We start from the raw sequence: 23,645 nt of genomic DNA, 5'->3' as shown, positions 1-23,645 counted from the left end.
CATTTAAACATTGGCGCCTGTACTTACATGAATCGACTTGTTTACAGGTGGCTTTTCAGTTCACAAAATTATGCTTTGAGATGTCAAAAAATGAACCACGATAAAGTAACATTACATCCAAAAGCAAAATAGTCTGGATACCACCATTGGCAAAGTCTACAACAAGAAAAACAGCTACCCCAGAATTAGAAAAAACTACGGAGGCGCCCGTAACAATCTCGATGGATGCGACCACCGCAGGAACAGGGGAAATAACCGAAGCGTCCATAAATATCTCTATGGATACAACTGACGAGCAGTCTCTGTCAAAAGCTACCATACTGTTCGACGAAGCTCATAATGAGTTATTGCAGTGGCAAAAAAACTCTGATGACGACGAAGTTGACACTTGGTCTACTTTAGCATCTGCACTTCGAGCAGAAATAAATTGTAGAGCAGATGAGCATTAGAGAAAAATTGCTCGAAAAACTCTGTAAAATTAGTAAATAGCTTTGGGGAGTAAATACTAGTGTATCTTAATGCAAGCGCAGTAATTGACGAAAGAAAACTGACACAATATTTGCTAGTTTTACTCCCTAAAGATGATAAATCTCAGTTTTGAGCTACTGCTGGTTACACATTGGCAAACTGGCAACAACTTGAGCAAGATATCAGGGAACAAATTCTACCTTTAAAAGCAACACCCACTCAAAACACTCCCTACGGGCAGAAATAAGAAATTATTGGAACTTTGACGGGTAGAAATGGTGTTGTTTTGTCAGTTAAAACAATTTGGATTGTTACCTCTGGTTCAACTAAATTTGTTACACTATTTCCAAATTAGGAGAAAAACAATGACAAAGTTTCCTTTGTTCGCGCAGGTTGTTTTACAAGTGGATTTGCCTGAATACGGTCTTCAAAAGGGTGTCGAGGGGGTTATTGTCGAGTCCTATCCAATGACGGATGGTCAAGAAAATGGGTACAGTGTGGAAGGATTGATTCCCCAAGATACGGTTGAGCTAAAAGAATCACAGATTGAATTAGTTGCCGTTATGCAAATTCAGTAAATAAAGTCAATTTTAGTATAAAATGACTCTAGTGTGTTACAACGTAGTTTTATCTACAAATAGACCTGGTATTTCTCTAAGGTCGTGACCCCCAAGTGTTAATGGTTGATTTAATACATCCATAGATTTGACTATTACAATCTCGGATGCATTACTAGATTTAAGGGCATTTATTGCATTTTCAGAAATATCATCTAAGAAAATAATTATTTTTATAAATCCTTTATGTTGAATTGCAATATCAAACATTGTTTCAAGTTCTAGCCCATAGTCCCACAATTCATTTAAAGTAGGTATTCCATCAGGTCTTATTAGCTCAGAGTTTGAAACATATTCATCCCATACTGGCTCACAAGCTTCATTCCCTTTTGTTGTAATTGGATAGTCTGGAAAAACTCCCCAAAATGGTTCCCCTCTATTGACACGCCAACTAATTGCAGGTAATAAATTACTTTTGACGTAATTATCGTATCCAACAAACTCTGCTTCGTTTCTTAACCATTTAACAAGTAGTTCTTGAGCATATTTTTGAGCGTGAGTTTTAGGTTTTAGCATTTATTTTTCCTCATTATTATAATTTAACTTCATCTAAATTTAGATAATCATGGACGAATGCTTTTCTTAGTAACGGGTAAGGTATGTACTCATCGTATTTTTGAAGCTGAGGCGCCTCTGCTTCGCTTACCAGGTGTTCGGGTATTATACGCTGTGTACATAACGAAGTTATCTCCGGTTCAAGATTCTCTACTTTATCTCTGGGTAATCTAACTGTAATATAGTATGGACACGAACCACCAATGCTTTTTATTTCTAACGATTCACGGCAAAAAGTATTCAGCATTCTTTCTAAAGTTTTAAATCCTGCTGTTCCTAACCAAGGAAATATTACACATTTGCATGAAGGTAATCGCACAATATAGTTCTCATCCAAACCCAAGTTTTGTACTAGTTCGCGTACTTGTTTTAATCGCTTTAAAGCATTTGCTTGTAAATAGCTATATTCAGTATCTTCGCACAATACGCGACGCATACGTTGTAAGACTTTAGTATGAACTCTGCCACTACCACCACGCCAAAATACACTACCTTGTCCTTCAGCGGGTTTAACGGATACCGATTTTTTACGAAAGTCTACATCTAAGACTTGCCATTTTAGAATCCTAATTCGATGACTCAATATGACTACGTTGTAATTGGTGCAGGTTCGGCAGGTTGCGTTGTTGCCAATCGTCTGACCAAAGACCGCCAAACAACTGTATTGTTGCTAGAAGCTGGAAATCCGGATACAAAACCGGAGATTCAAATTCCAGCAGAATATCTAAAATTAATCTGTTCCGAGGTAGACTGGGGCTATTTCTCTAAACCAGAACCATACCTCGATGACCGCAAAATGTTTTATTCCGCTGGCAAAGTCTTGGGTGGCAGTAGTTCGATTAATGACATGCTCTATGTGCGAGGGAATTCTCGTGATCAACACTAAACGCCGATTTGGTGTTAGATGCGACGGGGCGGAGATCCCAAAGCCGCTGCTGGCTAGAGAAACTTGGCTACGGGAATACACAAAAACTTTTAACACAAACCATTAGTTGTAGATAGGGATTTATTTTTTATATTTCAATACGAATGATTTAAGACTGCTATCTATTATTATTGGCGCCAGCAAAAAGACATCTTCGCTTTATTTGAGAGGATTAGGCAATCATCTGCAAGGTTTGTGTATTTATGCAAAAGCTGATTAAGTCTACGATGAACTTATGCCACGAATCAGGCTGAAAAAATTAAATTAGAAGCGTTAATTATTCAAGCAAAACTGCAAACTATATGTGAAGACATGATGAAAGTAAATCATTAGTATCGATTTTTTCTCGAAATTAGTAAGGAGATATAGTCTCATGATTAAAAACAAAAACACTCAAAAAGTTGTGCTGATTACAGGTGCCAGTAGCGGCATTGGTGAAGCCACTGCTAGGTTACTTGCTCACAAAAACTTACGGGTTGTATTGGGGGCACGGCGCACCAATAAACTTGAAGCAATTGTCTCCGAAATCCGCAAAAAAGGTGGTGTAGCAGAATATCGCGCGCTTGATGTTACCAGCCTTGAAGATATGCAAGCCTTTGTAGATTTTGCAAAACATCAGTTTGGTCGTATTGATGTCGTCGTCAACAATGCTGGCTTAATGCCACTCTCTAAGCTAGAGATGTTGAAGATCGACGAGTGGAACCGCATGATTGATGTGAATATTCGTGGCGTACTTCATGGCATTGCCGTTGCCCTTCCTATTTTTAAGCAGCAACAATCTGGACAGTTTGTAAATCTATCTTCGATTGGAGGAAATACTGTTTTTCCTAATGCTGCGGTTTATTGCGCCACTAAGTTCGCAGTTTCTGCAATCTCGGAGGGACTGCGACAGGAATCAACGGACATCCGTGTTACGGTCATTTCACCCGGAGCTACCCAGTCTGAACTTGCTAGCACTACCACCGACGCTGAGGCGGCACAGTGGGTAGCAAAATTTCGCGAGTTAATCATCCCAGCAGACGCAATCGCGCGTGCAATTGCCTTTGCAATTGAGCAGCCAGAAGATGTGGATGTTAGTGAAATCATAGTTCAACCAAAAGGTTAAACCTGTTTGTGCGCCAATAGCGCACAAAAACAAAAATAGTATATTGTAAATTTATATACAAATTAATAAAATTTCGAGTTTGACTCAATATAATTACTTATTTTGTTTTAAAACATCACTAATTTATACAAAATTTGGTAGCGTAACAGATTTAGCTCAAGTCTTGAGTCTCTTGTTAGCAGTTAGTTGTACTAGGCAATATATTTCAAAGCTTGATTATCGTAACCGCTCAATGTCACGCATTGGTGGCGCCCCGAACATGCGGGAATATTCGCGACTGAACTGCGAAGTACTTTCGTACCCGACCCGATAGGCAGCTTGGGTTGCATCAACAGTTTCGGCAAGCATCATCTGACGCGCGCTCAAAAGTCTCAACTGTTTTTGATATTGCAGTGGACTCATTGAGGTAACTGCCTTGAAGTGGCGATGGAATGATGCAACAGACATATTTGCTTGTTTAGCTAGCTCTTCAACTCGCAGTGGCTTTGCAAAATCTACTTTGATCCGTTTAATAACTTCAGCAATGCGCTGCATGTTGCTACCAGAGGTGGCAATTTGACGAACCGCTTCGCCTTGCTCACCCATTAGAAGACGGTAATAGATTTCGCGGATGATCATCGGTGCTAAGAACGGGATATCCTGCGGTGTATCTAAAAGCTTTGTCAGCCTGATGGTGCAATCAATTAAGGATGGATCCGCGTCACTGACGAACCATCCTCTCACTGCGTTTTCTTTTTTACTAATATTCGGATGGGTTTGAGCAATGATGTCACAGAGTTCGGCATGGTCTAAATTTAGCTTAAATCCTAAATAAGGTTGATTAGGTGTTGCCTCCAGCATACATACACTTAGTGGCAAATCTACCGAAACAAGCAGGTACTGAGCCATACCATACCAAAAGGTTTCCTCATTAATCGAAACTTTTTTTTTGCCCTGCACCACAATGGCGAAAAGTGGTTCGTTAACCGCCTGTGTTGTTGTACAATTATCACAATTTCGCACTAGGACTAAGGGATCAATCGCGGTTGCATGGACTCCGTCTCCCTTGTCGTCAGTGTACCGATCTACTAATGCCGCCAATTCTTCACATTTGTCGATAGCGAAGCGTTGCTGCGATGGCAAAGTCTCTTGGCTAGAAGAAGCGTAGAGCGCGGTTTGATAGTTCAGTGTTTTGCTCGTCATGTTGTTGTATTCGTGACCGATGTAACACTTTTCATACGCTAATTATAGCCCTTGCTTGAGAGGATTAGGCAATTATCTGCAAGGTTTGTATATTCATATAGAGGCTGATGGAACCTAAAATGAATTTATGCCACATAATCAGGCAAAAAAAATCAGATTATAATAATCGGGAAGTCAAATGCTGAAGACAAAATCTGTAACAGGTAGCCTTTTTAGAACAAGCGAACTCAGCCAAGGATTGAATAAACCTCTAATGATATCAGGTGGTATTATAAAGCGATTATATATCGAATCATTAACTCAAGTTTTAATCATTCATATGCTGCGACACTATTCTAGTGTAACCCAAACTATTACATCTGAGAAAAAAAGCTTAACTCGTACTCAGTTGCAGCAGACAATTGACTATATTCACACTTACCTTGACCGAGATTTATCACTGGGAGAAATTGCAGGAGTTCTCAATATTAGCCCCACTCCTAACAGCTAGCTTATTCAAACATACTACAGGTATTTCTCCCCATCAGTACGTAATTCAACAACGAGTTCAACAGGCAAAAGTGCTGCTGTCAAAAACTGATTTGGCGATTGCTGATATTGCTTTACAAGTGGGTAACTCTTGCCAAAGCCATTTGACGCAACAATTTAAGCGATTTACTGGAGTCACACCTTCTTCAGGTTCGCACTTTATCATAAGAATCTGATAAATCATTGTAAGAATCTGAATATGTTGAGCGTTGGAACTTATTATACTGTCAGATAGGATATGGTTATAAACTTCAATAATGTATATTCTGAATTGATGCAGCAAATTTGGGAAGTAGTTTGTATTTTGCAAACTGCTCAAAAGTCAAAGAGAATAGGCTGCCATCACAATCTCGCACAGAAGCATCAGTCCTAAGTTCAATACTGTCGGCAAAGCTACCTCTTGGGATAGATGTCACTTAGTGTCAACTTGGCATTTAATGACAAGTATTGAAAGTAAAGATAGCTATAAGGAGTGATGGTGACAGTGACACGACGAACGATCGCAAATCAGGGGGGATGAGTGAGCGGCGGCAACAGAGGATGCGTCTGGAGATTTCGCGGGCGGCGGCGCATTTGTTCTGGGAACACGGTGTCGCTGCCACGAGCGGTGAGCAAATCGCAAATGCAGTAGGCATTTCGGTACGTACCCTCTGGCGGTACTTCCGCAACAAGGAGAGCTGTGCTGAACCTGTCTTGGCGCGGGATGTTGAGGAGTGTGTAGCGGTGTTGCGCCGTTGGCCTCGGGAGGTTTCCCTCGAAGATCACCTCGTCGAGTGGGCAACGAATCGCCCTAAGAATCCCGATCAGCAGTCTTACGACGATGCCGTGATCAAGATGACCGTGCTAGCTGAAAAAGAGCCGGATATCCGTGTGGCTTGGCTAATGACTCATGATCGAATAGAGCGCGAGATGGCTGAGATCATTGCGGATCGCCTGCGCCGCCCATCTGAGGATATCGAGGTGCGGCTGCACGCTGCTACTGCCACCGCAGCCTTGCGCGTCATTAGTGAAGATGTCAGTGCCGCCCTTATGGCGGGAGCTGATCGCGCCTCTATCGGCAACCCGATCAAGCACATGGCTCATGCCGTGCGCGTAGCCACTGGTGGAGCCGTCGGCGACCCCGTCGATCCCTGAAAACAATAGCAAAAACAACGAGAAACCTGATTCAAGCACTACATCTACGCCCTGGCGCACCTGCTCAACCCGGAGGCGAGCGTGGGCGGCTGGCTCACGGTCTTCTTCAACTACTTCCTCGTTCCGGGTCTAGTATGGACCGTGGTTTCGTTGATTGACGGAACCACCGAACTCGCCATCGGCGCACACTTCGCGAACAACATCGGCGGCAATCTCTTGATAGGCGTAGCCGAAAGCGCCGTGACCGCGCCGACTCTATTCACAATCAGCAAATTCCATGCAACCTACACGGCGCTATCAATGCTGGTTGTAGTACCCATATTCCTGGCGATCGCCTACGGGGTGTTCAAGCAGAAGTCGCCCCAATCCGTTTCTCAGAGCCACCAGAAGGGTCGTTGGTGACCCCAGCAAATCCCGAACCCATCAGCAACTGAAGTCAGCAACCCAATAAAAGGAGTCAATTATCATGCCTCGTGTTTCTTCAAATCACCTGCGGGAGTCGGAAAAGCCCCCTTCCGCGTCCTCGGCTCGGTCTAGCAAGACCTCTCGTCCGGGCTGGCCCGAGATTATCGTCGGACTCGTCGTCTATTTAATCGTAGGGTTCGGAGGTGTCTCGCTGTTCAAGCAACTCGGTCTTGACCCCGTGGTCCACGGCCTGATCTTGACTGCATGGACCGGCATCGCCACCCTCATCGCGTTCACGGCAGCCGCGCGGCTGCGGATCCGTTCCCTGAGCGCCTTCGGTGTACGCCGAACCTCCAGTCGCTGGCTTCTGACCAGTGTTGGCGTAGGGCTGGTTGCCTTTGTGCTCAAGGGTCTGGCGATCATGGCCTGGATCCAGATCACCGGGGACACGGAGAATGTCCAGAATGTTTACGCAGAGGGTGGTCGCGGCGGGTTACTGTCTCTGGTTTTGTCCACAGTATTGATCTCCGTCTTCTCACCTTTCGGCGAGGAACTGCTCTATCGCGGCATCATCACCAACGCGCTGCTGCGCTATGGCTCGTTCGCTGGGGTGGTGGGCAGCACCGTGATCTTTGCCCTCATGCACGGTATTAACATTGTCTTTCCGGCGGCCATTGTGGCCGGTCTCGCTACCGCTGAGGTCTTCCGTCGTAGCGGCTCGATCTGGCCCGGTCTCGTCGTTCATATTGTTTTCAACCTGCCCACAATCCCGATCATGGTGCTCGTTGGCACGGGCTGAAAGAAACCGCAGCATACCTCAATCAGGAATTCATCATGCAATATCTTTCACAGGACTTAATCCTGCTTGCACTCAATCCCCAAACTGGGAAAACTTGCTTCTCTTTGTACGCTGCACTCGACTATGGCTTGGTCGGTTCTTTATTACTAGACTTAGTACTGCAAGGCAAACTTGAGATCGACAACGACAATCGTGCGATCTGTGCGATTAGCGCTTTGCGTAACTCCGCAGGAACCGCAGGCAACACAGGCGATGAATTTTTAAATCGACACCTCAATGAGGTTCTAGCATCGTCTCGTCCTCGAACTGCCAGGTTCTGGGTGACTCGTTGGAGGCGAAGATACAGATGGTTTCAGCCGATTGTGTTGCAGAACTTAGTCGATCTAGGTATTTTAAAACGACAAGAGCAACGCATTCTTGGACTGTTCCCAACGCAGCGATATTTTCTAACCGATGAATCCATTCAACGCGAGATTGTCCAGCAAGTTCGTGCAGCCGTGTTAGAAGGCATTGGATTGGATTCTCGGATGGCAGCATTGATTAGTTTGATGCAAGCCTCTCACCTGACCGATGCGGTATTTAGACCTGAAGAACGTCCTGAAGCGCGGTCGCGAATTAAAGCGATCGCAGAAGGGGAGCTAGTCGGTCAAGCAGTTTCAAAAGCAATTCTCACCATTCAAACAGCCGCGACTTTGGGTGCAGTCAATGTCCGATGAAATCGTTAGGGATTGTATAGAACAAACGGATGGTCTTGTTGCGCTTCCGGATATATCTCCTTACGTTGCTAGCAAACATGCAGTAATGGGGCTGACACGCTGCCTTTGGCTAGGCGGAGGCACCGGCGGCTCTCAACTACGCCAAACAGGGCAATATGTCTGTACCCAACCTTACTTCGAGTCATTGAGGCATCGCTTCTTTAGTCAAAGCTTACTACAACACACTCATCAGGAGGTTTCCAATGAACCGGAAGATTTTAGTAACTGGCGCAACTGGGAGCAACGGTACAGAGATTGTCAAGCGACTCTCAGCACAGAATGTGCAAGTACGCGCAATGGTTCGTAACCATGTTCGAGCAAAGGAGATTGCACTTCCAAATGTTGAAGTGGTGGAGGGGAACTTTGATCGCCCTGAGACGCTATTGAAGGCGATGGCTGAAGTAGATCGTGCCTTTCTCTTAACGAACTCTACAGAACACGCAGAAGCGCAACAACTTGCGTTCGTTGATGCGGCACTTCAGAGTAGTGTTCAGCATATCGTCAAACTATCGCAATTTGCAGCCGATGCCCATTCGCCCGTGCGCTTTTTGCGCTACCATGCCGCAGTTGAAGCGGCAATCAAAGCATCAGGAATGATGTACACGTTTCTGCGTCCCAACCTCTTTATGCAGGGCTTATTAAGCTTTAGATCGACGATCACAAGCCAAAACGCCTTTTATGCAGCGATCGGTGATGCAAAGGTCAGCGTGGTAGACGTGCGCGATATTGCAGAAGTTGCAGTAGTTGCTCTAACAGAAACAGGGCATGAGGGAAAAATTTACAACCTCACGGGACCCCAGGCATTGACTCATGCTGAGCTGGCAGAACAACTCTCGGCTGCGCTCAATCGTCAGATTGCATTTGTCGATATTCCATCTGAAGCAATGCGCGATCAACTGCTCAACATTGGAGTTCCAGCTTGGCAAGCAGACGGACTGATTGAGGATTACGCGCACTACCAACGCAATGAGGCAGCAATGGTTTCGTCTGATATACAGGACGCAATTGGTAAAGAGCCGCGCACTTTTAAGACATTCGCCTGCGACTACGCAATAAAGTTTGGCTAAACGCAGCCCAACAAGCCTGCTACACCAAAGCGAACCTAAGTTATCATTGAAAAATAATGAAGCGATTTACCTTGTTCACTTTCCTGTATCTGGCACTGGGAGCCTATCTGACGGCGAACACTGCGTGAAGCGAAGCTACCGCGCTGGGATACCCAAATCTGCCTTCGAGTCTTCAAACCAGCCTGCTCATCAATGCAGGAGTGTCCTACATCACCTGTATTCTCAGTACCTTCCCATTTTGGCGAGAGACGGCAATCCTCTGGAGTTTAAACTAATGGCAATTTTGAAACAATTTGGTATTCTATTTGTGTTGGGCATTGCGGGAATTGCGATGCTTGCGATCACCTCGGTTCCATTAATGGAGCAAAAGTTGGCGAAACTGTCTCCAGAAAGACTGGCAAACGTTCCGCCACTGTGGGTTTTAATGCTGCTGCAAGCACTACAGCTTACAGTTCTACTGTCAATCAGCATTCTGATCGGAATTGGTTGTGCCTATCGTGTTGGATTAAGCTCCCATTTGATTGATCATTGGGTGTTTCACACTGCTAAACCTCTATCTTTCGCCGTTGAGATCAAGTGGAGCCTGGGTGTGGGTGCAGCAGCGGCGATCGTTCTCTTGTTGCTCGATCGGTTGATGCAACCTCTCCTACCTGAAGCGCTACGGGCAGCCAATAATAAAGAGCTAAGTTGGTTGAATTTGCTCACAGCAATGTTCTATGGCGGTATCACTGAGGAAATTTTGATGCGCTGGGGTTTAATGTCGCTGCTGGTTTGGATCGCGTGGAAAGGTCTAAAACAAGGCGTTACATTGCCAAGTCAAGGGATTTACCAGGGTGCGATCGTTCTAGCCGCGTTGGTATTTGGACTACTACACTTGCCAGCAACTGCCGCGATCGTTCCCCTCACTCCAGTTGTGATGATTCGGGCGTTGTTACTGAATGGGATTGCTGGCATTGCGTTTGGTTGGCTCTTTTGGCAATACTCGCTCTTAGCTGCGATGTTATCCCATATCAGCGTTCATGCCTTTTCCTTTGCTCTTAGCCTTTTGCTGGCAAGATTTGTCTAAGCTTTTTGCTGGCAAGCATCACTGTATCCATCACCAAATATCGGAGCTAAAACATGTCACGCAAAACGATCGCCACCAAAGACCAGTCTCCACAACGACCACTTACTCCCAATGCCAAACACCCGCTTCGGCGGTTTCTTCGCAAACCCTTTCAGATCATTCGCACTAATTTTCGCGCCTACCTCACTATCAACGCCATTGTGTATGGCTTAGTTATCACCGGGTTGGTAGCGGCGATGGTCTTCCCCAACCTGAACGCAACTCAGGTAGCCATCCAGGAAGACAACGGAACGGCGGATCTTGTCCGATCGCTATTCAATAACCCTTGGCTATTCTCGCTGACTATCCTGGGAGTCAACCTCACGACCGGCGTGCTGTGGATCGTGCTCCCTTCGCTGATCGTTCCCTGTGCTGGCATCGCCATGTTTGCGTATAAGACGTTCACTCTCGGTTTAGTTATGGCTCCGACTACCAAGATTATGGCGGTGGCACTGATCCCGCACTCGCTGACAATACTCATCGAATTTCAAGCTTACGCCCTCCTGATGTTTGGCGCGTACATCCTGGGTTGGTCTTGGGTTCGCCCCGCAACTATCGGGACTCGGAACCATCGTCAGGGTTACGTCCGTGGGCTGCAACAGCTTGGTTGGCTGAGTCTGTCCACGCTCCCACTGTTCATCGTCGGTGCGATCTGGGAGGCGTTCTCACTCCGCTACCTGGTTCATCCGCTGACCCAATGGTTGTTGTAGCCAGTAGGGTGAGTACTGCCCACAAAACTGCACTGTGAAGGGTTTTGCAGACTGTTCGGAGTTTGATTTTGGGCTGAAGGTCAATTTTGATTAAAACAGGAGAAACACAATGAGACAAGATAAAGTGGCTTTGATTCAGTGCAAGGATTTTGCGCCTCGGATTACAGAACGGGGACCCTTCGGCGGAGCTTCCGACTATGAATCCTTCTCTGAGGTGGTTAGGACTGCAAATCAGTGGATCGAAAGTAGAACGATACAGGTGATCAATGTTGAAACTGTCGTTTTACCGGATCGGATAGAAGGAACAAGTGATGGTGACTACGGATTGACGGTCAGTAATGGCTTCTATCCAGTCATGATCAGTCAAGGCGTTACAATCAATTGCTTTCAATGTGTGCGTGTCTGGTACAGAGAATAAACTTTACCAGAATCCTTACAAGTTGGCTTCTCTAGCCAAAATCACTCCTTACTATGGAGGAAAAATGAAACGATTTACCTTGTTTACTTTCCTGTATCTCGCACTGGGAATTTGTCTGACAGCGATCGCGCTTGGATACCCAAACCTGCCTTCGAGTCTTCAAAGAAGCTTGTTCGGCAGTGCAGGAATGTCTTACATTTTTTGTCTCCTCAGCACTTTCCCATTTTGGCGGGAGAAGACGATCCGCTTCTATCGCAGCCGCAATTCATCGGTAATTCTACCCTGGTTGGTGATTGGATTCAATATTGTTTGGATGTTCTGGGAGGTTCAGAGCCAGAACTGGACGATGGAAGCAATTTTAGGAGCGTTTTCGCGGCTAATATTTGTCTTAGGGTTTGCAGAAATCATTGTTATTACATGGCAAGTTAATTCTGAATATTAATACACAATGATATTTCAAGATAAAGCATCGAACTTTACATTAAAACTGTTAAACAAAGAGGGATGAATATGAAAACTTGGATTTCGGTACTGCTAATTTTAGCGAGTGTGAGCTTGTTTGGGTGCGATGAGCGATCGTCACAGCGATTGAATGCCACGATGAACAGTTGGATTGGTCGGGATATCAATGAGTTTGTTCGCAAATATGGCCCACCAACGACGACTCTCAAGTTACCCAATGGGAACACACTCTATTCCTACACAACGGATCGAGAACAGGCGTTTCAGCAACCGATTTATGTGAATGAGTCTCGTAACCGTAGAGGCGAGAAACGTACAGTGATTACAGGGGGCGGCACGATTGTTAATCGTGATTTCTGTGAGATTAATGTCGAGTTTGATCGGTCTAGAGAAATTCAGTCCTGGCGCTATGAGGGTGATTCTCCCCGAAATTGCAAAATTAAAAGCCTGCCGAAAACGCTCCAGAAGCAATTACAAAAAGACGGCATTCTTCCCTAGAAAAATTGTTGCTAGCAGTGCCTATTTAAGTTGTTTAACCACTTATGATCTTTTTACCTGCCTCTACCTACCCAATTGAATATGCTCGGCGTTGGTGTTGTCAGACTTCAGGAAAGCGACAGACAAGTAAATTATGTTCAATCCTGCAAAAAATTGTTATTATTCTCAACAGGTAAACGCCCAAGCTTTAGTCGGAATAAAAGTACTTATCGTTGATGACGATCAAGATAGTCTGGACTTAACTAGTTTTATTCTTGAAGCTTATGGGGTTAAAGTCATAACGGCAGTATCAGCTTTAGATGCTTTAGAAGTACTTGATAAATTCCAACCCCAGATTTTGCTTAGTGATATTGCTATGCCTTACATTGATGGCTACTCTTTGATTCGCAGAATTAGGCAAGGCAAGTTTCTAAGTCAAGACATTATAGCCATTGCGGTTACGGCACTAGATGGGGAAGAAGTCTTTGACTTAGCAGTTCAAGCTGGATTTCAAGCCTATCTGATTAAACCTTTTGAAGGAGACGATTTGATAGAGTTAATTGCGTCTCTGCACTGCAAGAAAGAAAATCGAGAGCCAACATACGATCATAATTACCATAAATAATTAACGTCGGTCTTGTAAAGGCGCCTATCCGAATTTATAAAAACTGGAGAACCGCAAAAATGATTCAAAAGATGATTCAAAAGATACCGCTGCACCACGCAGCCCTTTTCACTCTTGTGCTACTGTTTACTACCCATTTCGCCTCCGCCTGCACGGACTCTACAGCAATGATGCCTACAATCACTTATCCTAAAACCAAGCGAGTCGATGTCGTTGAGAAGCTTTTCGGGCAGACGATCTCCGACCCCTATCGCTGGCTGGAAAACGATGTCCGCAACAACAAGGAAGTCGGCGCCTGGGTGGAATCGCAAAACAAAGTTACCAACGCTTATCTCGATACGCTACCGGGTCGAGATATATTCAAGGATCGACTGAAGCAGTTGTACAACTATGAGCGGTTCACCATTCCGGTCAAAAAGGGTGGACGGTATTTCTACCTCTACAATTCCGGACTTCAGAACCAGCAAGTTCTTTATGTGCGTGACAGCGTGGATAGCGCAGGGCGGGTGCTGATCGATCCCAACAGTTGGGCTATTGATGGGGCGACCGCGCTTGCCGAATGGTCGGCATCTGACGACGGCAAACACGTGGTTTATGCGGTGCAGGATGGCGGCAGCGACCGACGCACGATTCGGGTGCTGGACGTAAACACAGGCAAGGTACTCAATGATGAGATCAAATGGGCGAGGCTCCCCAGCATCGTATGGATCAAGGACGGCTCCGGCTTTTTTTACACTCGTTTTCCTGAACCAAAGCAAGACGAAGCGTTCCAGGCGGGCGTGGAAAATCAGACCGTTTATTTCCATAGGCTCGGCACACCCCAGGCGCAAGATCATCGACGAAACGGCGGATATGTGGGCTTTTGCCGCTCATTGGACAGGGCTAGATGTGAAGCCTTTAAACTGATCTGATTTAGTTACCCACTCATTACGTTTTCCAAATTTAACCTTAAACAGGAGAAACAATCATGACTACAAAAAAATCTCAATGCGATTAGAATGCTTGGTACGATACTATGCCCGGAAGTAGCCCCACACTCCATGTCACTGGTAAATGCACATTTCCTACTGATGGTTATTCGGTTAAGTTAGAGCAAGTCGAGGTTGGAACCGAACCTCCAGGAGTACTTCAACTACGTTACATTGTTGAGCCACCAAAAGGTAAAGTTCCGCAAGTTATTACAGTAGAAGAAGCACGTTACAACGAAGACACTGATGTTGTCTACAAAGAAGTACAAATCCCTGACTGCCTGACAGATTTACGTGGAAGGCAGTAAAATCAAGGTCTGCACTCCAAGGAATAGATGCGAGAAAACCATATCCCATAACTTATATCTTGACGGGTTTTTTTGGAAGCAAAACAAGGTTCTGGGTATGCAGGGTAACGCTTGTATTGGGGTTAGCAATTCCCGCCCCTTATGAATAACACCTTTAAGCCAATTAATACCAATCTTAAGATAGCTCAAACCACGATTCCAATGGGGGTCAACACTTGAACGAAGACCGGCGACTTGCACAGCCATGCCCTGTGCTGTGCTATAAAGTAAAGTTAAAGCTGCAATTAAATACAAACGTTCGATTGACTTCGCGTTTCTCAGGCGAGAATCCTCTAATTCAAATGCACCTGATTTACTGTCAAGAAACAGTTCTTCGACACGAAACCTCAACGCATACTCATGCAATGTTTTTAAAGTTGGGGGTTCATTTGTAATAACAGCCCAATGCTCAGATACCCCTTCTGGATAAGCGACTACCAGGTTACAACGAATCAAACCATCTTGCCACAGTCCAACATTACGATAAAAAGCAGCTTCCCCTTTGTTTGGGTTTGCAACTGTTGCCAGAATACCTAGGTATTCCTATAATTAAAGAGCAGATTCCGAGATTATAATAAGACATGGAAAGATACGTCTCAATAGGAGAAGCAGCCCAGATAAAAGGCGTAAGTATTGATACGTTAAGACTTTGGGAAGAGAAAGAAATATTAATACCTGTAAGGACAGAAGGCGGACATCGTAGGTATAAACTTTCTGACCTTTTGGGCGCAAATAACAATACAAACAAAAAAACAGTTGCTTATGCAAGAGTCTCTAGTCACGACCAAAAAGCTGATTTAGAGAGACAGGCATTAGTCTTATCTGCATATTGTGAGCATCAAGACTACAATTACATCCTGATTCAAGATTTAGGCAGCGGACTTAATTACAAGAAAAAAGGATTGAGAAAACTAATCGATTTGATTCTTGGAGAAGAGGTTGACAGGTTAGTTGTTACTAATAAGGATAGACTACTGAGGTTTGGGTCAGAATTAGTTTTTGGACTCTGCGAACATTTTGGGGTGGAAGTGATTATTCTTAACAAAAAAGAGGAAGCAACCTTCGAGGAAGATTTGGCTAAGGACGTTTTAGAAATCATAACAGTTTTCTCTGCACGCTTGTACGGCAGCCGTTCACGCAAAAATCAAGAAATCTTGAGAAATCTTGTCAAAGCCATTGACACAGAGGATAATCTAGATTAATGTGAGTAGTAGGATTATTGTATGGTCTCTTAAATGTCTACCATCACTTACGTCAAAGGATTGCCAACACCTTCAAGTGAAATGAATAGTCTTGGTTTCACTCAGTTTGAGATGTTCCTTACAGACTTTTCATCCATATTCAGGCAAGCAACCATCAGGGCTGTTGAGATTATAAAGAAGTCAAAAAATTTTGATAAAATAAAAGGGAAAGTAAATACGGAATTACAAAAAGAGTTTGGATTAAACAAAAGACAAGTAAATGGAGTAATTGCACTTGCCTCGAGCAAGGTAGATTCAGCTGACGAATGTCGCAAAAATCACATAAAACAGTTAGAAGGAAAATTAAAATCAGCATTGACATGGATTAAGAATGCTGAAAAAAAGCTTAAAGACAGCCAAAAATTTTATGCTCTTGAAAACTGGCAGAAATCTAAGACTGGGTGCAAAGTGCCTTTGTGCTGTGATTTAAAGTTAAGGAGAAGTAATTGGCACGCTCTCAAGTTTCAAATTCATCATAAGAAACGCTACATATACGTACTTGAAAAAAAAGTAGCTCACCTAAAAACGGCACCGATACAAGTAAAAGTTTCAAGTAGTGAAATTTATATTGTTGGTTCAAGTGACGAAAGTTTTGGTAATCAAGTTTGTCAATACGACGGTTCAAAACTTTCATTCCGTGTACCATATTGCTTAGAAGCTAAATATGGTAAATATGTTGAGACTGTAATAGGAGGCTTTGACCGAAATATAAACAGGTTGCCTGATAATGGTGCCAAAACTTGGCACTTTTTTAGAAAAAATAATCGCTTTTGTTGCGCTTGTCAATTTACACCAAAACCCGTTGAAAAAGTCAGCAGACCAATTCAGTATGGTGCCATTGGAATAGATATTAATCCAAATTCTATCGGTTGGGCTTACGTTGATTACCAAGGAAATTTAAGAGATTGTGGTACTATACCATTATTCTCTCTTTTGGGTAGAAATTTCAATACTCAACAACTTGTAAACGCTTGTCTCGAAATTGCATCCCTCGCTACCAAATATGCTTGTCCCGTCGTGTGTGAAGAACTAGATTTTTCCAAGAAAAAAGAACAACTCCGGGAAAAAGGTAGAAAATATGCTCGAATGTTATCAAGTTTTGCGTACAGTAAATTGTATCAATTACTTGAATCAATACTTTCAAACCGAGGAATTAGCCTTTATAAGAAAAATGCTGCCTATACTTCTATTATTGGGTTAACAAAATATTCCCGAATGTATGGTAGCGGTTCTGACATTGCAGCAGCTTTAGTCATAGCTAGAAGAGGAATGAATCTGTCTGAAAGATTACCCGCATCCGTGTCCGCTTATCTTGGAGTGAATCCGAGAAAACACGTATGGAGCGGTTGGTCAAAATTGAATAAATTAACTTTGACTGCTGCCATAGTACTGTCACGGCACGACTATTTCAGCATACCTAACTGGGGGATGGTGGTCAAGGATACTACCGAGCAAGTAGCGGTAAAACGTAAACGTCGGGTAGTTTCCAAGCAAAGCGTTGCGCTTCCATTCTGAGTTAAAGTAAGTTACACCGTGGACTTGGACTTGTGGAAACTAGATTTTCATAGGTTTTTACAAGCGGTAGATAGAAGACGCTTCTATTGTATGGCGCCTAATTCCATGTAACTGTGTGTCACAAGTTATACGTATGCAATAATACCAATTACTTGCCCTTCGGGTTCGTCAGTTTGCCGGGACGGAAGCCGACTCCGGCAACTGACTCACTTGTAACCAACTTAAAAAATCATGATTTGCAAAGCCTCGATCCGCAAGCATCATAACGTTGGGATGATGACGCAGTAACCATCTGGCTTTGCGTAACATTGGTTCGTATTCCCTGAATGCCACTGTCGCGCTGCCATGTTCCAATACACGCCAGTGTATAAAATAAATAGAGTTTCCCTCTTTACTGGCTTTCGCCCCCTCTTGCTGAGTGGTTTATATCCCTGATTAGAGGCGCCGTTATCACAGTTATCTTGTACTATCAATTGGAAATTTTGATTTAATCACAAATTCATTTACTTTTTTGAGTACGACCTTACTAGATTAATTATCATTAATTAAAGCTTATTGAGATTGAGTCAAATAACTGTTTTTTGCTACAACCCTTGCTCTGCTTTATTTTTAGGCTTTTTCTTACGTCGAACTCAGGTTCCTTGAGAGTCGCGACGCAAAACAAATTTTTCTAGTTCTTCAATTTTTTGAGACCGACTAATAGTCCTGACTCGATATTCCCGGCGCCCTAAAACTAAAGGTCCACCGCGAATATCACGATTGTTATCACGTATAACACTAACTACATTGCCAATCGTAAGATTGCGGTCAGAAAGTGCCTTCGGGTCAATGCGTATCTCAACTTCCCGCTCCTGACCACCAGCAATAATAAAGCGACTAACACCTTGAACTCTTTGTAATCGCGGTTCAATTACATCTTCTACCAAATCGCGATACCTATTAGCATCAGGGGTAGAGCCTTTTTCAGGTTTTAAAGTAATCCACATCATGGAGGAGTTGTCACCACTCGCAACCCGTATAGATGATTCACCTGCTTCTTCTGGTAATTCTTCAGCTTGTTGTAGCTGATTAAGTACATCTACTAAACGAGCATCTACATCTACACCCCAATCAAACTCTATATTAATGCTGCTTATACCTGGTCGCGAGTTGCTAGTAATTTCTTGAACTCCTTCAACTTCTTCTAATACTTCTTCTAACGGACGAGTAATCAAATCTTCTACTTCGGCAGGTCCTGCGCCAATATATGGAGTAGTAATTGAAATTTCTGGTCTATCTCCACCTGGTTGTAATTCCAAAGGCAACCTAAATAAGCCTACTACGCCAAACATCGCTAGTAAACAAAATAAAACAAAAGTACCATGCCGCCAACGAACTGCTGTTTCAATAATATTCATTGCTCAATTTCCTTTTACTTGAACAGCGGCGCCATCAGATAAACCCTCACCACCGCGCGTGACAATTTGTTGTCGGGGTTGTAACTGTGGGTGAAAAATTGCCATTTGCTTACCCATATCTGCCACTATTTCCACTTCGTATTGCTTTGCTTTGCCGGAGTCAACCTTGTAAAGTAGCCATTTCTCGTTACTCAGAACAAGAGCATCGCGAGGTACAACAAAACTCGGACGGTTTGAGCGCAGTTCTAATTGACCATTGACTGCCATTCCTGGTAGTAGATTACTTTGCGGATTGTTTAAACGCACACGTACCATTTGGCGCCGAGAAGTAGTGTTAGTTGCTGGCACAACTGCTGTAACGGTCGCGCGTCCTTGCCATTGTGGTAAAGCACGAGCAGTAAGTGTTAGAGGTAAACCAGGTGTAACTTGACTACTGAGTTCTTCAGGTAATTCTAAAAACACATCTAATAGTTGCTTATCTACCAAAGTTGCAATAGAGCCATTACTTTCAACATAATCTCCAACACTAACATTACGTGTTTCTACGATGCCATTAGATGGTGCAGTTATACGAGTTCGTTGTAATCTTAACTTGGCTTGGTTAACTGCTGCTTGTGCTGCTTCTACTAAACCACGTTGAGCATCAATTTCTTCTTTAACTGGCCCAGCTTGTGCTTCTTTTAATGCCGCTTCAACTTTCAAACGCTCACCGCGCGCTGTATCTACCCCTGCTCTTGCTTGAACTAACAACCGTTGGGCAACGGCGCCTTCTTTAACCAAAGCAGTAGTTCTTTGCAAGTTATCTTGTGCTTCTCGTTCGCGCGCTTGCACAGTACGTAACTCAGATTGACGTTGATCAATAATTTCTCTGCGAGTGCCAACTAATAAACGTGTTAAACGACTACGTTCTTGTGCTAACCTAGCTTGCGCTTCTGCCAAAGCAATATTTTGGTCGGCATTATCAAGGATGGCAATAGTGGCACCACGAGTAACTCTATCACCCGCGTGTACGGTAATTTGTTCGACCACGCCAGCAGTGCGACTGCGAATATTTGCACGCGCGCTAGGTTCAATTTGACCGAGTAAATTTATTTTTTTAACTCCATTTCCTGACTGTAACGCAACAGTTTCTACAACTGGTGCAGGTGGCGCCTGTGATGCAGCACTTTCAGCTTGTGTATTTTTCGCTGGTATTAAATAACGCCAAACACCTATCCCACCACCAACTAATAACAGCGACAATAAAATCCATAACCACGGTTTCTTTTTTCGTGATGCTGTGGTTGAAGTGGGTTCTAATACTGTTTGTGATTCTTGGGAGTTCATAATTTTTTTGGTACAGTCCAGTAATAAACAGTGTGCTGACGGTCATTACCTTGAACTTTTACAACTTTGTCTGGCTTCCATTCACCCATATCAAAATCATGAGACACAATACGAGTACCTGGTTTAAGTTGACTTAATAGTTTTGTCCGAAGTTTTGTATTGACATCAGGTAATAGATACAAGGTGACAACCGAAGCATTGCTAAAATCTGTGTTAAACAAATCTTGTTGAACAAATTTCACTTTGTCTGTAACACCAGCGCTTTGAGCATTTGCATTGGCTTGTTTAATTAGTTGTGGGTCAATCTCTATACCAGTACCGCGCGCTCCAAATTTTTGTGCTGCAGTAATGACAATTCGCCCATCACCGCTACCAAGGTCATAGAGAACATCATTTTGATTGACTTTAGCCAAACTCAGCATTGTATCCACTACTGGTTGTGGTGTTAGTACATAAGGTACATCCGCACGCACTTCTTTTGCAGGGGGAACAGTTACACCAGGTGTTTGAGTTTGCTCATTCTCAACAGATTCTTTGGACTTAACAATATATTCCTGCCCTCCACATCCTGTAATGGTTATACAAACTCCTACCAAAAATAGAATTAGGAGTCTTTGATGTTGCATTTTCATTTTTTATTCCTCTATAATTACTTCTTTACTCTTGTGAATGTAATACATCAAGAGATAACAAATTATTCACGCTACGTTCAACAACACCTAGAAATAGTTATGACAAAAATATGTTTCAAGACAATACAAGTTATTATTGAATCAAAAAAAGTTAAAAAAGCTTATATCTGACACTCTATAATTGTTGACGACACAGTTATTAATTAAGCTAACACATAAATTACAAAAGTGTATTTAATGTTTATATTTTTTTGTTTTTTAAAAGACATGTATCTAAAGATATAGAGATTTTGAAATAGACAAGTAATTATTTAATATAGGACATGATTTGTGTATTAACACTTCACCCAATCGGGTGAAGATTAAAACGTTATCAAAAGAAGATAAGAAAAATAATTACCTTACAAGTAATTGAATATTTATACTTGAATAAATATAAAATAATTATATTAATTTCTTAAAAACATTGAAATTAGATGTCTGAAAATAACGAATTCTATGATATCCCAGAGGTACTAGAGTATTACCTTGCACATCGTAGGCGCTAAAGTTTACCCTAACGACGCACTCGAACGCCCGCTTTTCTTAGAACTAACAGGCAATTTAACAAACCTGGATATTATTGATTTGGGTTGTGGAGATGCTTCGTTTGGGTCTTACGCTTTACTTCAAGGCGCCCGTTCTTATGAAGGTATTGAAGTTTCATCATCTATGGTTGATATTGCTCGACAAACACTTGCAGGAACATCTGGGAAAGTTCGCCACGAAAGCATAGAAACATGGCGAGCAAAATCTGAACAAGTTGATTTGGTATCATCACGACTTGCATTGAATTACGTTAAAAATCTTGAACCTGTGTTTCAAGAAATTTATAAAGTGCTTCGTCCAGGTGGACGGGTAATTATATCAGTCGAGCATCCTGTTATTACATCAAACTTTGCAAATTTGTCAGAAGGGCGCCGTACCACATGGTTGGTTGATAACTACTTCAATTTAGGTGTAAGAAAACATATGTGGCTTGGCTCGGAAGTTACGAAGTACCACCATACCTTAGAAGAATATTTTAATCTTGTCACGGATGCAGGGTTTGAGTTAGCGCGCGTGCGAGAATCATGCCCTAGAATAGAAAATTTTGTGAGCGAAGCGGAATTTGAACGACGTTTACGAATTCCACTATTTTTGTTTATTGCCGCACGTAAGCCAAAGTTTGGTTAAACATTCTGTTCAAAAATATCAAGCATGAACTTAGTGAATAGTTAGTGATATGAGCGGTAAAAGCTTGAGCAGCCATATACTCCTTTGTATCTTGATTTAGCTGCATGTTAATGCTCCAAAGTACTACCGTTAGCGTACTGAGTTCTAATGCTCAATTTCTTTCAAATTCTTACAAAAGTTTATTAAATTCTTATGATTTTAGCTATTGAACCTATAGAACCAGGTGACTCGTTTGAATGGTTAGTTCTCCAAATTGTGATAGCCAGATTATAAAAAATACATACAGAGTACTCTATCTATTAATCGACAAATGTGGACAGAAATTAGGTTGTGATGGTAGGTATTGAGATTGAATATCTTGCGTACTAGCGACTAAATATACTTGACCGCTACTATCAACTGTCCCGAGAATAAGTTTTATCGAAAATAGTAGGCAGTGAAATTTAGAACTGCCTTTCCCCCTTATTGTCAAACTAAACAAATCTTAACTGGCAGTGGCGCCCAGCCCTGGTGCAAACTAAAGTACTATAAAATATTAGCTTGTTATTCTTGTGTTACCGCTAAATTAAGTTTTTTGGTTCTGCATACAAATTTACATATACGCATATCAAAAATGGTCATCAGTCCAATACTGCGAGCGCTTGTCCATTGACAAAACGCTAGTCGCGTGCTGCCAAAATAATATTTTCTGCTAAACCGACAGGGTTAGAAAATATCACCTCATGACCACCAGGCATTTGCACAAGCCGAAATAACCCCAAGCGGCTAGACATTCTGGGATGCCAACCCCACTCACCTTGAGGTAGGGTAGTGTCTTCGGTACAGTAGAGGTAACTTTTGGGAATTGGCAGTGAGTAAAACTGCTTTAAGTCCAACTTGTCAATCCAGGGTTGATATGGTTCAGATGATAATAGCGCGTAACTCGATTGAGCAAGTTCCAGGTCAGCGTCGCCCTTGAAACGCTTGTCGCCAAATCTCAAAAGGCATAATCATCGTATTATCATCCGATTCTCTCGCTAGCTTGTCGAATAACGCTCTCGAGTGAGGTGGTATGTTATCTGTAAGGCTCTCCCCATCATTCAGGACAAAGGCATTCAAGAAGATGAGCCGTTTAATGCGCTCGCTAATTGCTTCGGCAACTTTAGCAATAATTGTCCCGCCGAAACTATGTCCTAAGAGGACAATATCAGTTAAATCTTTGTCAAGAATATAATCTACAATCGACTGTGTGCATTTGGCATGGTTGACGTTTTTATTCACGCCTTTACCATGTCCGGCAATTGTGGGAGCAAAAGCCTGGTGTGCTTCAGCTTCTAAATGTTTGACCACAGCTTTCCAAGTAGAACCATCGTGCCACGAGCCGTGAACTAAGACAAAAGTTGACATAAAATTGCTCCTTTAAATGTGCTTTGAAAATCAAGTCCTCTTAATTAGTCTGAACATGTTTTTTGAGAAATAACCCCAGTCCACCTCAGTACCTAGTAAATTTACACATTAGTAGACGTAATCAACAGTTCAGGTAATCATGCCGTTGGCACGTGTAAAATGGGTATTGACCGAATGGCAGTCGTAGACCCCGAACTACGAGTACACGGAGTAGAAGGCTTGCGGGTTGTGGATGCCTCTAAATGCCAACTTTAATCACGGGACATATAAACGCAGCCACT

At 43.0% G+C, this 23,645-nt stretch carries 29 protein-coding genes and 4 pseudogenes; 24 read left to right on the top strand and 9 right to left on the bottom strand.

Going from position 1 to position 23,645, the window contains the following annotated elements; all coding sequences use genetic code 11:
* Nucleotides 1–146: 146 nt before the first annotated feature.
* Nucleotides 147–449 carry a hypothetical protein gene (locus DSM106972_RS13705; RefSeq protein ID WP_127081236.1) on the top strand — a complete coding sequence of 101 codons (303 nt, stop codon included), beginning with the start codon at nucleotides 147–149 and terminating at the stop codon, nucleotides 447–449.
* A 384-nt stretch (nucleotides 450–833) separates the two neighbouring features.
* On the top strand, nucleotides 834–1,046 hold the full coding sequence (locus tag DSM106972_RS13695) for a DUF4926 domain-containing protein (protein WP_127081235.1): 213 nt from the start codon (nucleotides 834–836) through the stop codon (nucleotides 1,044–1,046).
* 36 nt (nucleotides 1,047–1,082) lie between these two features.
* Here the strand turns inward: DSM106972_RS13695 and DSM106972_RS13690 are convergent, their stop codons facing one another.
* Together DSM106972_RS13690 and DSM106972_RS13685 are read right to left on the bottom strand one after the other, a co-directional pair.
* Nucleotides 1,083–1,601, bottom strand: a complete 519-nt coding sequence (locus tag DSM106972_RS13690; protein WP_127081234.1) for a hypothetical protein — start codon at nucleotides 1,599–1,601, stop codon at nucleotides 1,083–1,085.
* Nucleotides 1,602–1,617: 16 nt separating this feature from the next.
* Nucleotides 1,618–2,196: pseudogene (locus tag DSM106972_RS13685) on the bottom strand (DEAD/DEAH box helicase); the annotation flags it as partial.
* A gap of 18 nt (nucleotides 2,197–2,214) precedes the next feature.
* On the opposite strand from DSM106972_RS13685, the pseudogene DSM106972_RS13680 reads away from it, so the two are divergent.
* Together DSM106972_RS13680 and DSM106972_RS13675 are read left to right on the top strand one after the other, a co-directional pair.
* Nucleotides 2,215–2,517, top strand: a pseudogene (locus DSM106972_RS13680) (GMC family oxidoreductase N-terminal domain-containing protein); the annotation flags it as partial.
* Between the two features lie 421 nt (nucleotides 2,518–2,938).
* Nucleotides 2,939–3,670, top strand: coding sequence for an SDR family oxidoreductase (locus DSM106972_RS13675; RefSeq protein ID WP_127081232.1), 732 nt, complete (start codon nucleotides 2,939–2,941; stop codon nucleotides 3,668–3,670).
* A gap of 216 nt (nucleotides 3,671–3,886) precedes the next feature.
* Here the strand turns inward: DSM106972_RS13675 and DSM106972_RS13670 are convergent, their stop codons facing one another.
* Nucleotides 3,887–4,852 (bottom strand): AraC family transcriptional regulator, encoded by a 966-nt coding sequence (locus DSM106972_RS13670; protein WP_127081231.1) that lies wholly within the window; start codon nucleotides 4,850–4,852, stop codon nucleotides 3,887–3,889.
* A 178-nt stretch (nucleotides 4,853–5,030) separates the two neighbouring features.
* On the opposite strand from DSM106972_RS13670, the gene DSM106972_RS53425 reads away from it, so the two are divergent.
* The 16 genes from DSM106972_RS53425 (at nucleotide 5,031) to DSM106972_RS13590 (ending at nucleotide 14,613) form a co-directional block, all read left to right on the top strand.
* Entirely contained in the window at nucleotides 5,031–5,342 is a 312-nt protein-coding gene (locus DSM106972_RS53425) for a hypothetical protein (RefSeq protein WP_233787252.1), read from the top strand.
* Nucleotides 5,302–5,556, top strand: coding sequence for a helix-turn-helix transcriptional regulator (locus tag DSM106972_RS53420; protein WP_233787253.1), 255 nt, complete (start codon nucleotides 5,302–5,304; stop codon nucleotides 5,554–5,556). Before DSM106972_RS53425 ends, DSM106972_RS53420 begins: the two co-directional genes overlap by 41 nt.
* A gap of 340 nt (nucleotides 5,557–5,896) precedes the next feature.
* Nucleotides 5,897–6,514, top strand: coding sequence for a TetR/AcrR family transcriptional regulator (locus tag DSM106972_RS13660; RefSeq protein ID WP_127081230.1), 618 nt, complete (start codon nucleotides 5,897–5,899; stop codon nucleotides 6,512–6,514).
* Nucleotides 6,515–6,595: 81 nt separating this feature from the next.
* Entirely contained in the window at nucleotides 6,596–6,916 is a 321-nt protein-coding gene (locus DSM106972_RS13655) for a hypothetical protein (RefSeq protein WP_233787254.1), read from the top strand.
* Between the two features lie 64 nt (nucleotides 6,917–6,980).
* Entirely contained in the window at nucleotides 6,981–7,718 is a 738-nt protein-coding gene (locus DSM106972_RS13650; RefSeq protein WP_127081229.1) for a CPBP family intramembrane glutamic endopeptidase, read from the top strand.
* A 35-nt stretch (nucleotides 7,719–7,753) separates the two neighbouring features.
* Nucleotides 7,754–8,434, top strand: coding sequence for a GOLPH3/VPS74 family protein (locus DSM106972_RS13645; RefSeq protein WP_127081228.1), 681 nt, complete (start codon nucleotides 7,754–7,756; stop codon nucleotides 8,432–8,434).
* Nucleotides 8,424–8,780: a hypothetical protein gene (locus tag DSM106972_RS13640; protein WP_127081227.1), complete on the top strand. Its 357-nt coding sequence runs from the start codon at nucleotides 8,424–8,426 to the stop codon at nucleotides 8,778–8,780. Before DSM106972_RS13645 ends, DSM106972_RS13640 begins: the two co-directional genes overlap by 11 nt.
* Nucleotides 8,677–9,540: an SDR family oxidoreductase gene (locus tag DSM106972_RS13635; protein ID WP_127081226.1), complete on the top strand. Its 864-nt coding sequence runs from the start codon at nucleotides 8,677–8,679 to the stop codon at nucleotides 9,538–9,540. Before DSM106972_RS13640 ends, DSM106972_RS13635 begins: the two co-directional genes overlap by 104 nt.
* Nucleotides 9,541–9,814: 274 nt before the next feature.
* Nucleotides 9,815–10,606 carry a CPBP family intramembrane glutamic endopeptidase gene (locus tag DSM106972_RS13625; RefSeq protein ID WP_127081225.1) on the top strand — a complete coding sequence of 264 codons (792 nt, stop codon included), beginning with the start codon at nucleotides 9,815–9,817 and terminating at the stop codon, nucleotides 10,604–10,606.
* A gap of 53 nt (nucleotides 10,607–10,659) precedes the next feature.
* Nucleotides 10,660–11,355 (top strand): stage II sporulation protein M, encoded by a 696-nt coding sequence (locus tag DSM106972_RS13620; protein WP_127081224.1) that lies wholly within the window; start codon nucleotides 10,660–10,662, stop codon nucleotides 11,353–11,355.
* 109 nt (nucleotides 11,356–11,464) lie between these two features.
* The gene (locus DSM106972_RS13615; protein ID WP_233787255.1) at nucleotides 11,465–11,773 is read left to right on the top strand and encodes a hypothetical protein; all 309 of its coding nucleotides are present in this window, start codon (nucleotides 11,465–11,467) and stop codon (nucleotides 11,771–11,773) included.
* 64 nt (nucleotides 11,774–11,837) lie between these two features.
* Nucleotides 11,838–12,215, top strand: coding sequence for a hypothetical protein (locus tag DSM106972_RS13610; protein ID WP_127081223.1), 378 nt, complete (start codon nucleotides 11,838–11,840; stop codon nucleotides 12,213–12,215).
* A 68-nt stretch (nucleotides 12,216–12,283) separates the two neighbouring features.
* The gene (locus DSM106972_RS13605) at nucleotides 12,284–12,733 is read left to right on the top strand and encodes a hypothetical protein (RefSeq protein WP_127081222.1); all 450 of its coding nucleotides are present in this window, start codon (nucleotides 12,284–12,286) and stop codon (nucleotides 12,731–12,733) included.
* A 133-nt stretch (nucleotides 12,734–12,866) separates the two neighbouring features.
* Nucleotides 12,867–13,337, top strand: coding sequence for a response regulator (locus tag DSM106972_RS13600; RefSeq protein WP_127081221.1), 471 nt, complete (start codon nucleotides 12,867–12,869; stop codon nucleotides 13,335–13,337).
* Between the two features lie 59 nt (nucleotides 13,338–13,396).
* Nucleotides 13,397–14,248 carry a prolyl oligopeptidase family protein gene (locus DSM106972_RS13595; protein ID WP_201800724.1) on the top strand — a complete coding sequence of 284 codons (852 nt, stop codon included), beginning with the start codon at nucleotides 13,397–13,399 and terminating at the stop codon, nucleotides 14,246–14,248.
* A 104-nt stretch (nucleotides 14,249–14,352) separates the two neighbouring features.
* Nucleotides 14,353–14,613 carry a hypothetical protein gene (locus tag DSM106972_RS13590; protein ID WP_127081220.1) on the top strand — a complete coding sequence of 87 codons (261 nt, stop codon included), beginning with the start codon at nucleotides 14,353–14,355 and terminating at the stop codon, nucleotides 14,611–14,613.
* Here DSM106972_RS13590 and DSM106972_RS53415 read toward each other — a convergent pair.
* Nucleotides 14,596–15,108 (bottom strand): hypothetical protein, encoded by a 513-nt coding sequence (locus DSM106972_RS53415; RefSeq protein ID WP_233787257.1) that lies wholly within the window; start codon nucleotides 15,106–15,108, stop codon nucleotides 14,596–14,598. The two genes, DSM106972_RS13590 and DSM106972_RS53415, sit on opposite strands and share 18 nt — an antisense overlap.
* 125 nt (nucleotides 15,109–15,233) lie before the next feature.
* Between DSM106972_RS53415 and DSM106972_RS13580 the strand changes: the two genes are divergently transcribed.
* Nucleotides 15,234–15,854, top strand: coding sequence for an IS607 family transposase (locus DSM106972_RS13580; RefSeq protein ID WP_127081219.1), 621 nt, complete (start codon nucleotides 15,234–15,236; stop codon nucleotides 15,852–15,854).
* Between the two features lie 33 nt (nucleotides 15,855–15,887).
* Nucleotides 15,888–17,408: a hypothetical protein gene (locus DSM106972_RS13575; RefSeq protein WP_127081218.1), complete on the top strand. Its 1,521-nt coding sequence runs from the start codon at nucleotides 15,888–15,890 to the stop codon at nucleotides 17,406–17,408.
* A 635-nt stretch (nucleotides 17,409–18,043) separates the two neighbouring features.
* On the opposite strand, the pseudogene DSM106972_RS13565 reads toward DSM106972_RS13575, so the two are convergent.
* The 3 genes and pseudogenes from DSM106972_RS13565 to DSM106972_RS13555 all read right to left on the bottom strand — a co-directional run.
* A pseudogene (locus tag DSM106972_RS13565) lies at nucleotides 18,044–18,805 on the bottom strand (efflux RND transporter permease subunit); the annotation flags it as partial.
* A gap of 3 nt (nucleotides 18,806–18,808) precedes the next feature.
* The gene (locus tag DSM106972_RS13560; protein WP_127081217.1) at nucleotides 18,809–20,131 is read right to left on the bottom strand and encodes an efflux RND transporter periplasmic adaptor subunit; all 1,323 of its coding nucleotides are present in this window, start codon (nucleotides 20,129–20,131) and stop codon (nucleotides 18,809–18,811) included.
* Nucleotides 20,128–20,757 carry an SAM-dependent methyltransferase gene (locus DSM106972_RS13555; protein WP_201800732.1) on the bottom strand — a complete coding sequence of 210 codons (630 nt, stop codon included), beginning with the start codon at nucleotides 20,755–20,757 and terminating at the stop codon, nucleotides 20,128–20,130. Before DSM106972_RS13555 ends, DSM106972_RS13560 begins: the two co-directional genes overlap by 4 nt.
* A gap of 534 nt (nucleotides 20,758–21,291) precedes the next feature.
* Here DSM106972_RS13555 and DSM106972_RS13550 point away from each other — a divergent pair.
* Complete coding sequence (locus DSM106972_RS13550) at nucleotides 21,292–21,978, top strand: class I SAM-dependent methyltransferase (protein ID WP_158632817.1); 687 nt, start codon at nucleotides 21,292–21,294, stop codon at nucleotides 21,976–21,978.
* Between the two features lie 659 nt (nucleotides 21,979–22,637).
* On the opposite strand, the gene DSM106972_RS53410 is transcribed toward DSM106972_RS13550, so the two are convergent.
* Both DSM106972_RS53410 and DSM106972_RS53405 read right to left on the bottom strand, forming a co-directional pair.
* Nucleotides 22,638–22,958, bottom strand: a complete 321-nt coding sequence (locus DSM106972_RS53410; protein ID WP_233787258.1) for a salicylate esterase — start codon at nucleotides 22,956–22,958, stop codon at nucleotides 22,638–22,640.
* Nucleotides 22,921–23,364, bottom strand: coding sequence for an alpha/beta fold hydrolase (locus DSM106972_RS53405; RefSeq protein ID WP_233787259.1), 444 nt, complete (start codon nucleotides 23,362–23,364; stop codon nucleotides 22,921–22,923). The genes DSM106972_RS53410 and DSM106972_RS53405 overlap by 38 nt, the downstream gene beginning before the upstream one ends.
* 138 nt (nucleotides 23,365–23,502) lie before the next feature.
* On the opposite strand from DSM106972_RS53405, the pseudogene DSM106972_RS13540 reads away from it, so the two are divergent.
* Nucleotides 23,503–23,645 (top strand): annotated as a pseudogene (locus tag DSM106972_RS13540) (GMC oxidoreductase); the annotation flags it as partial.

This window comes from Dulcicalothrix desertica PCC 7102, from assembly GCF_003991905.1.
GTDB lineage: Bacteria > Cyanobacteriota > Cyanobacteriia > Cyanobacteriales > Nostocaceae > Dulcicalothrix > Dulcicalothrix desertica.
This window is presented reverse-complemented; position numbering and strand designations above follow the sequence as displayed.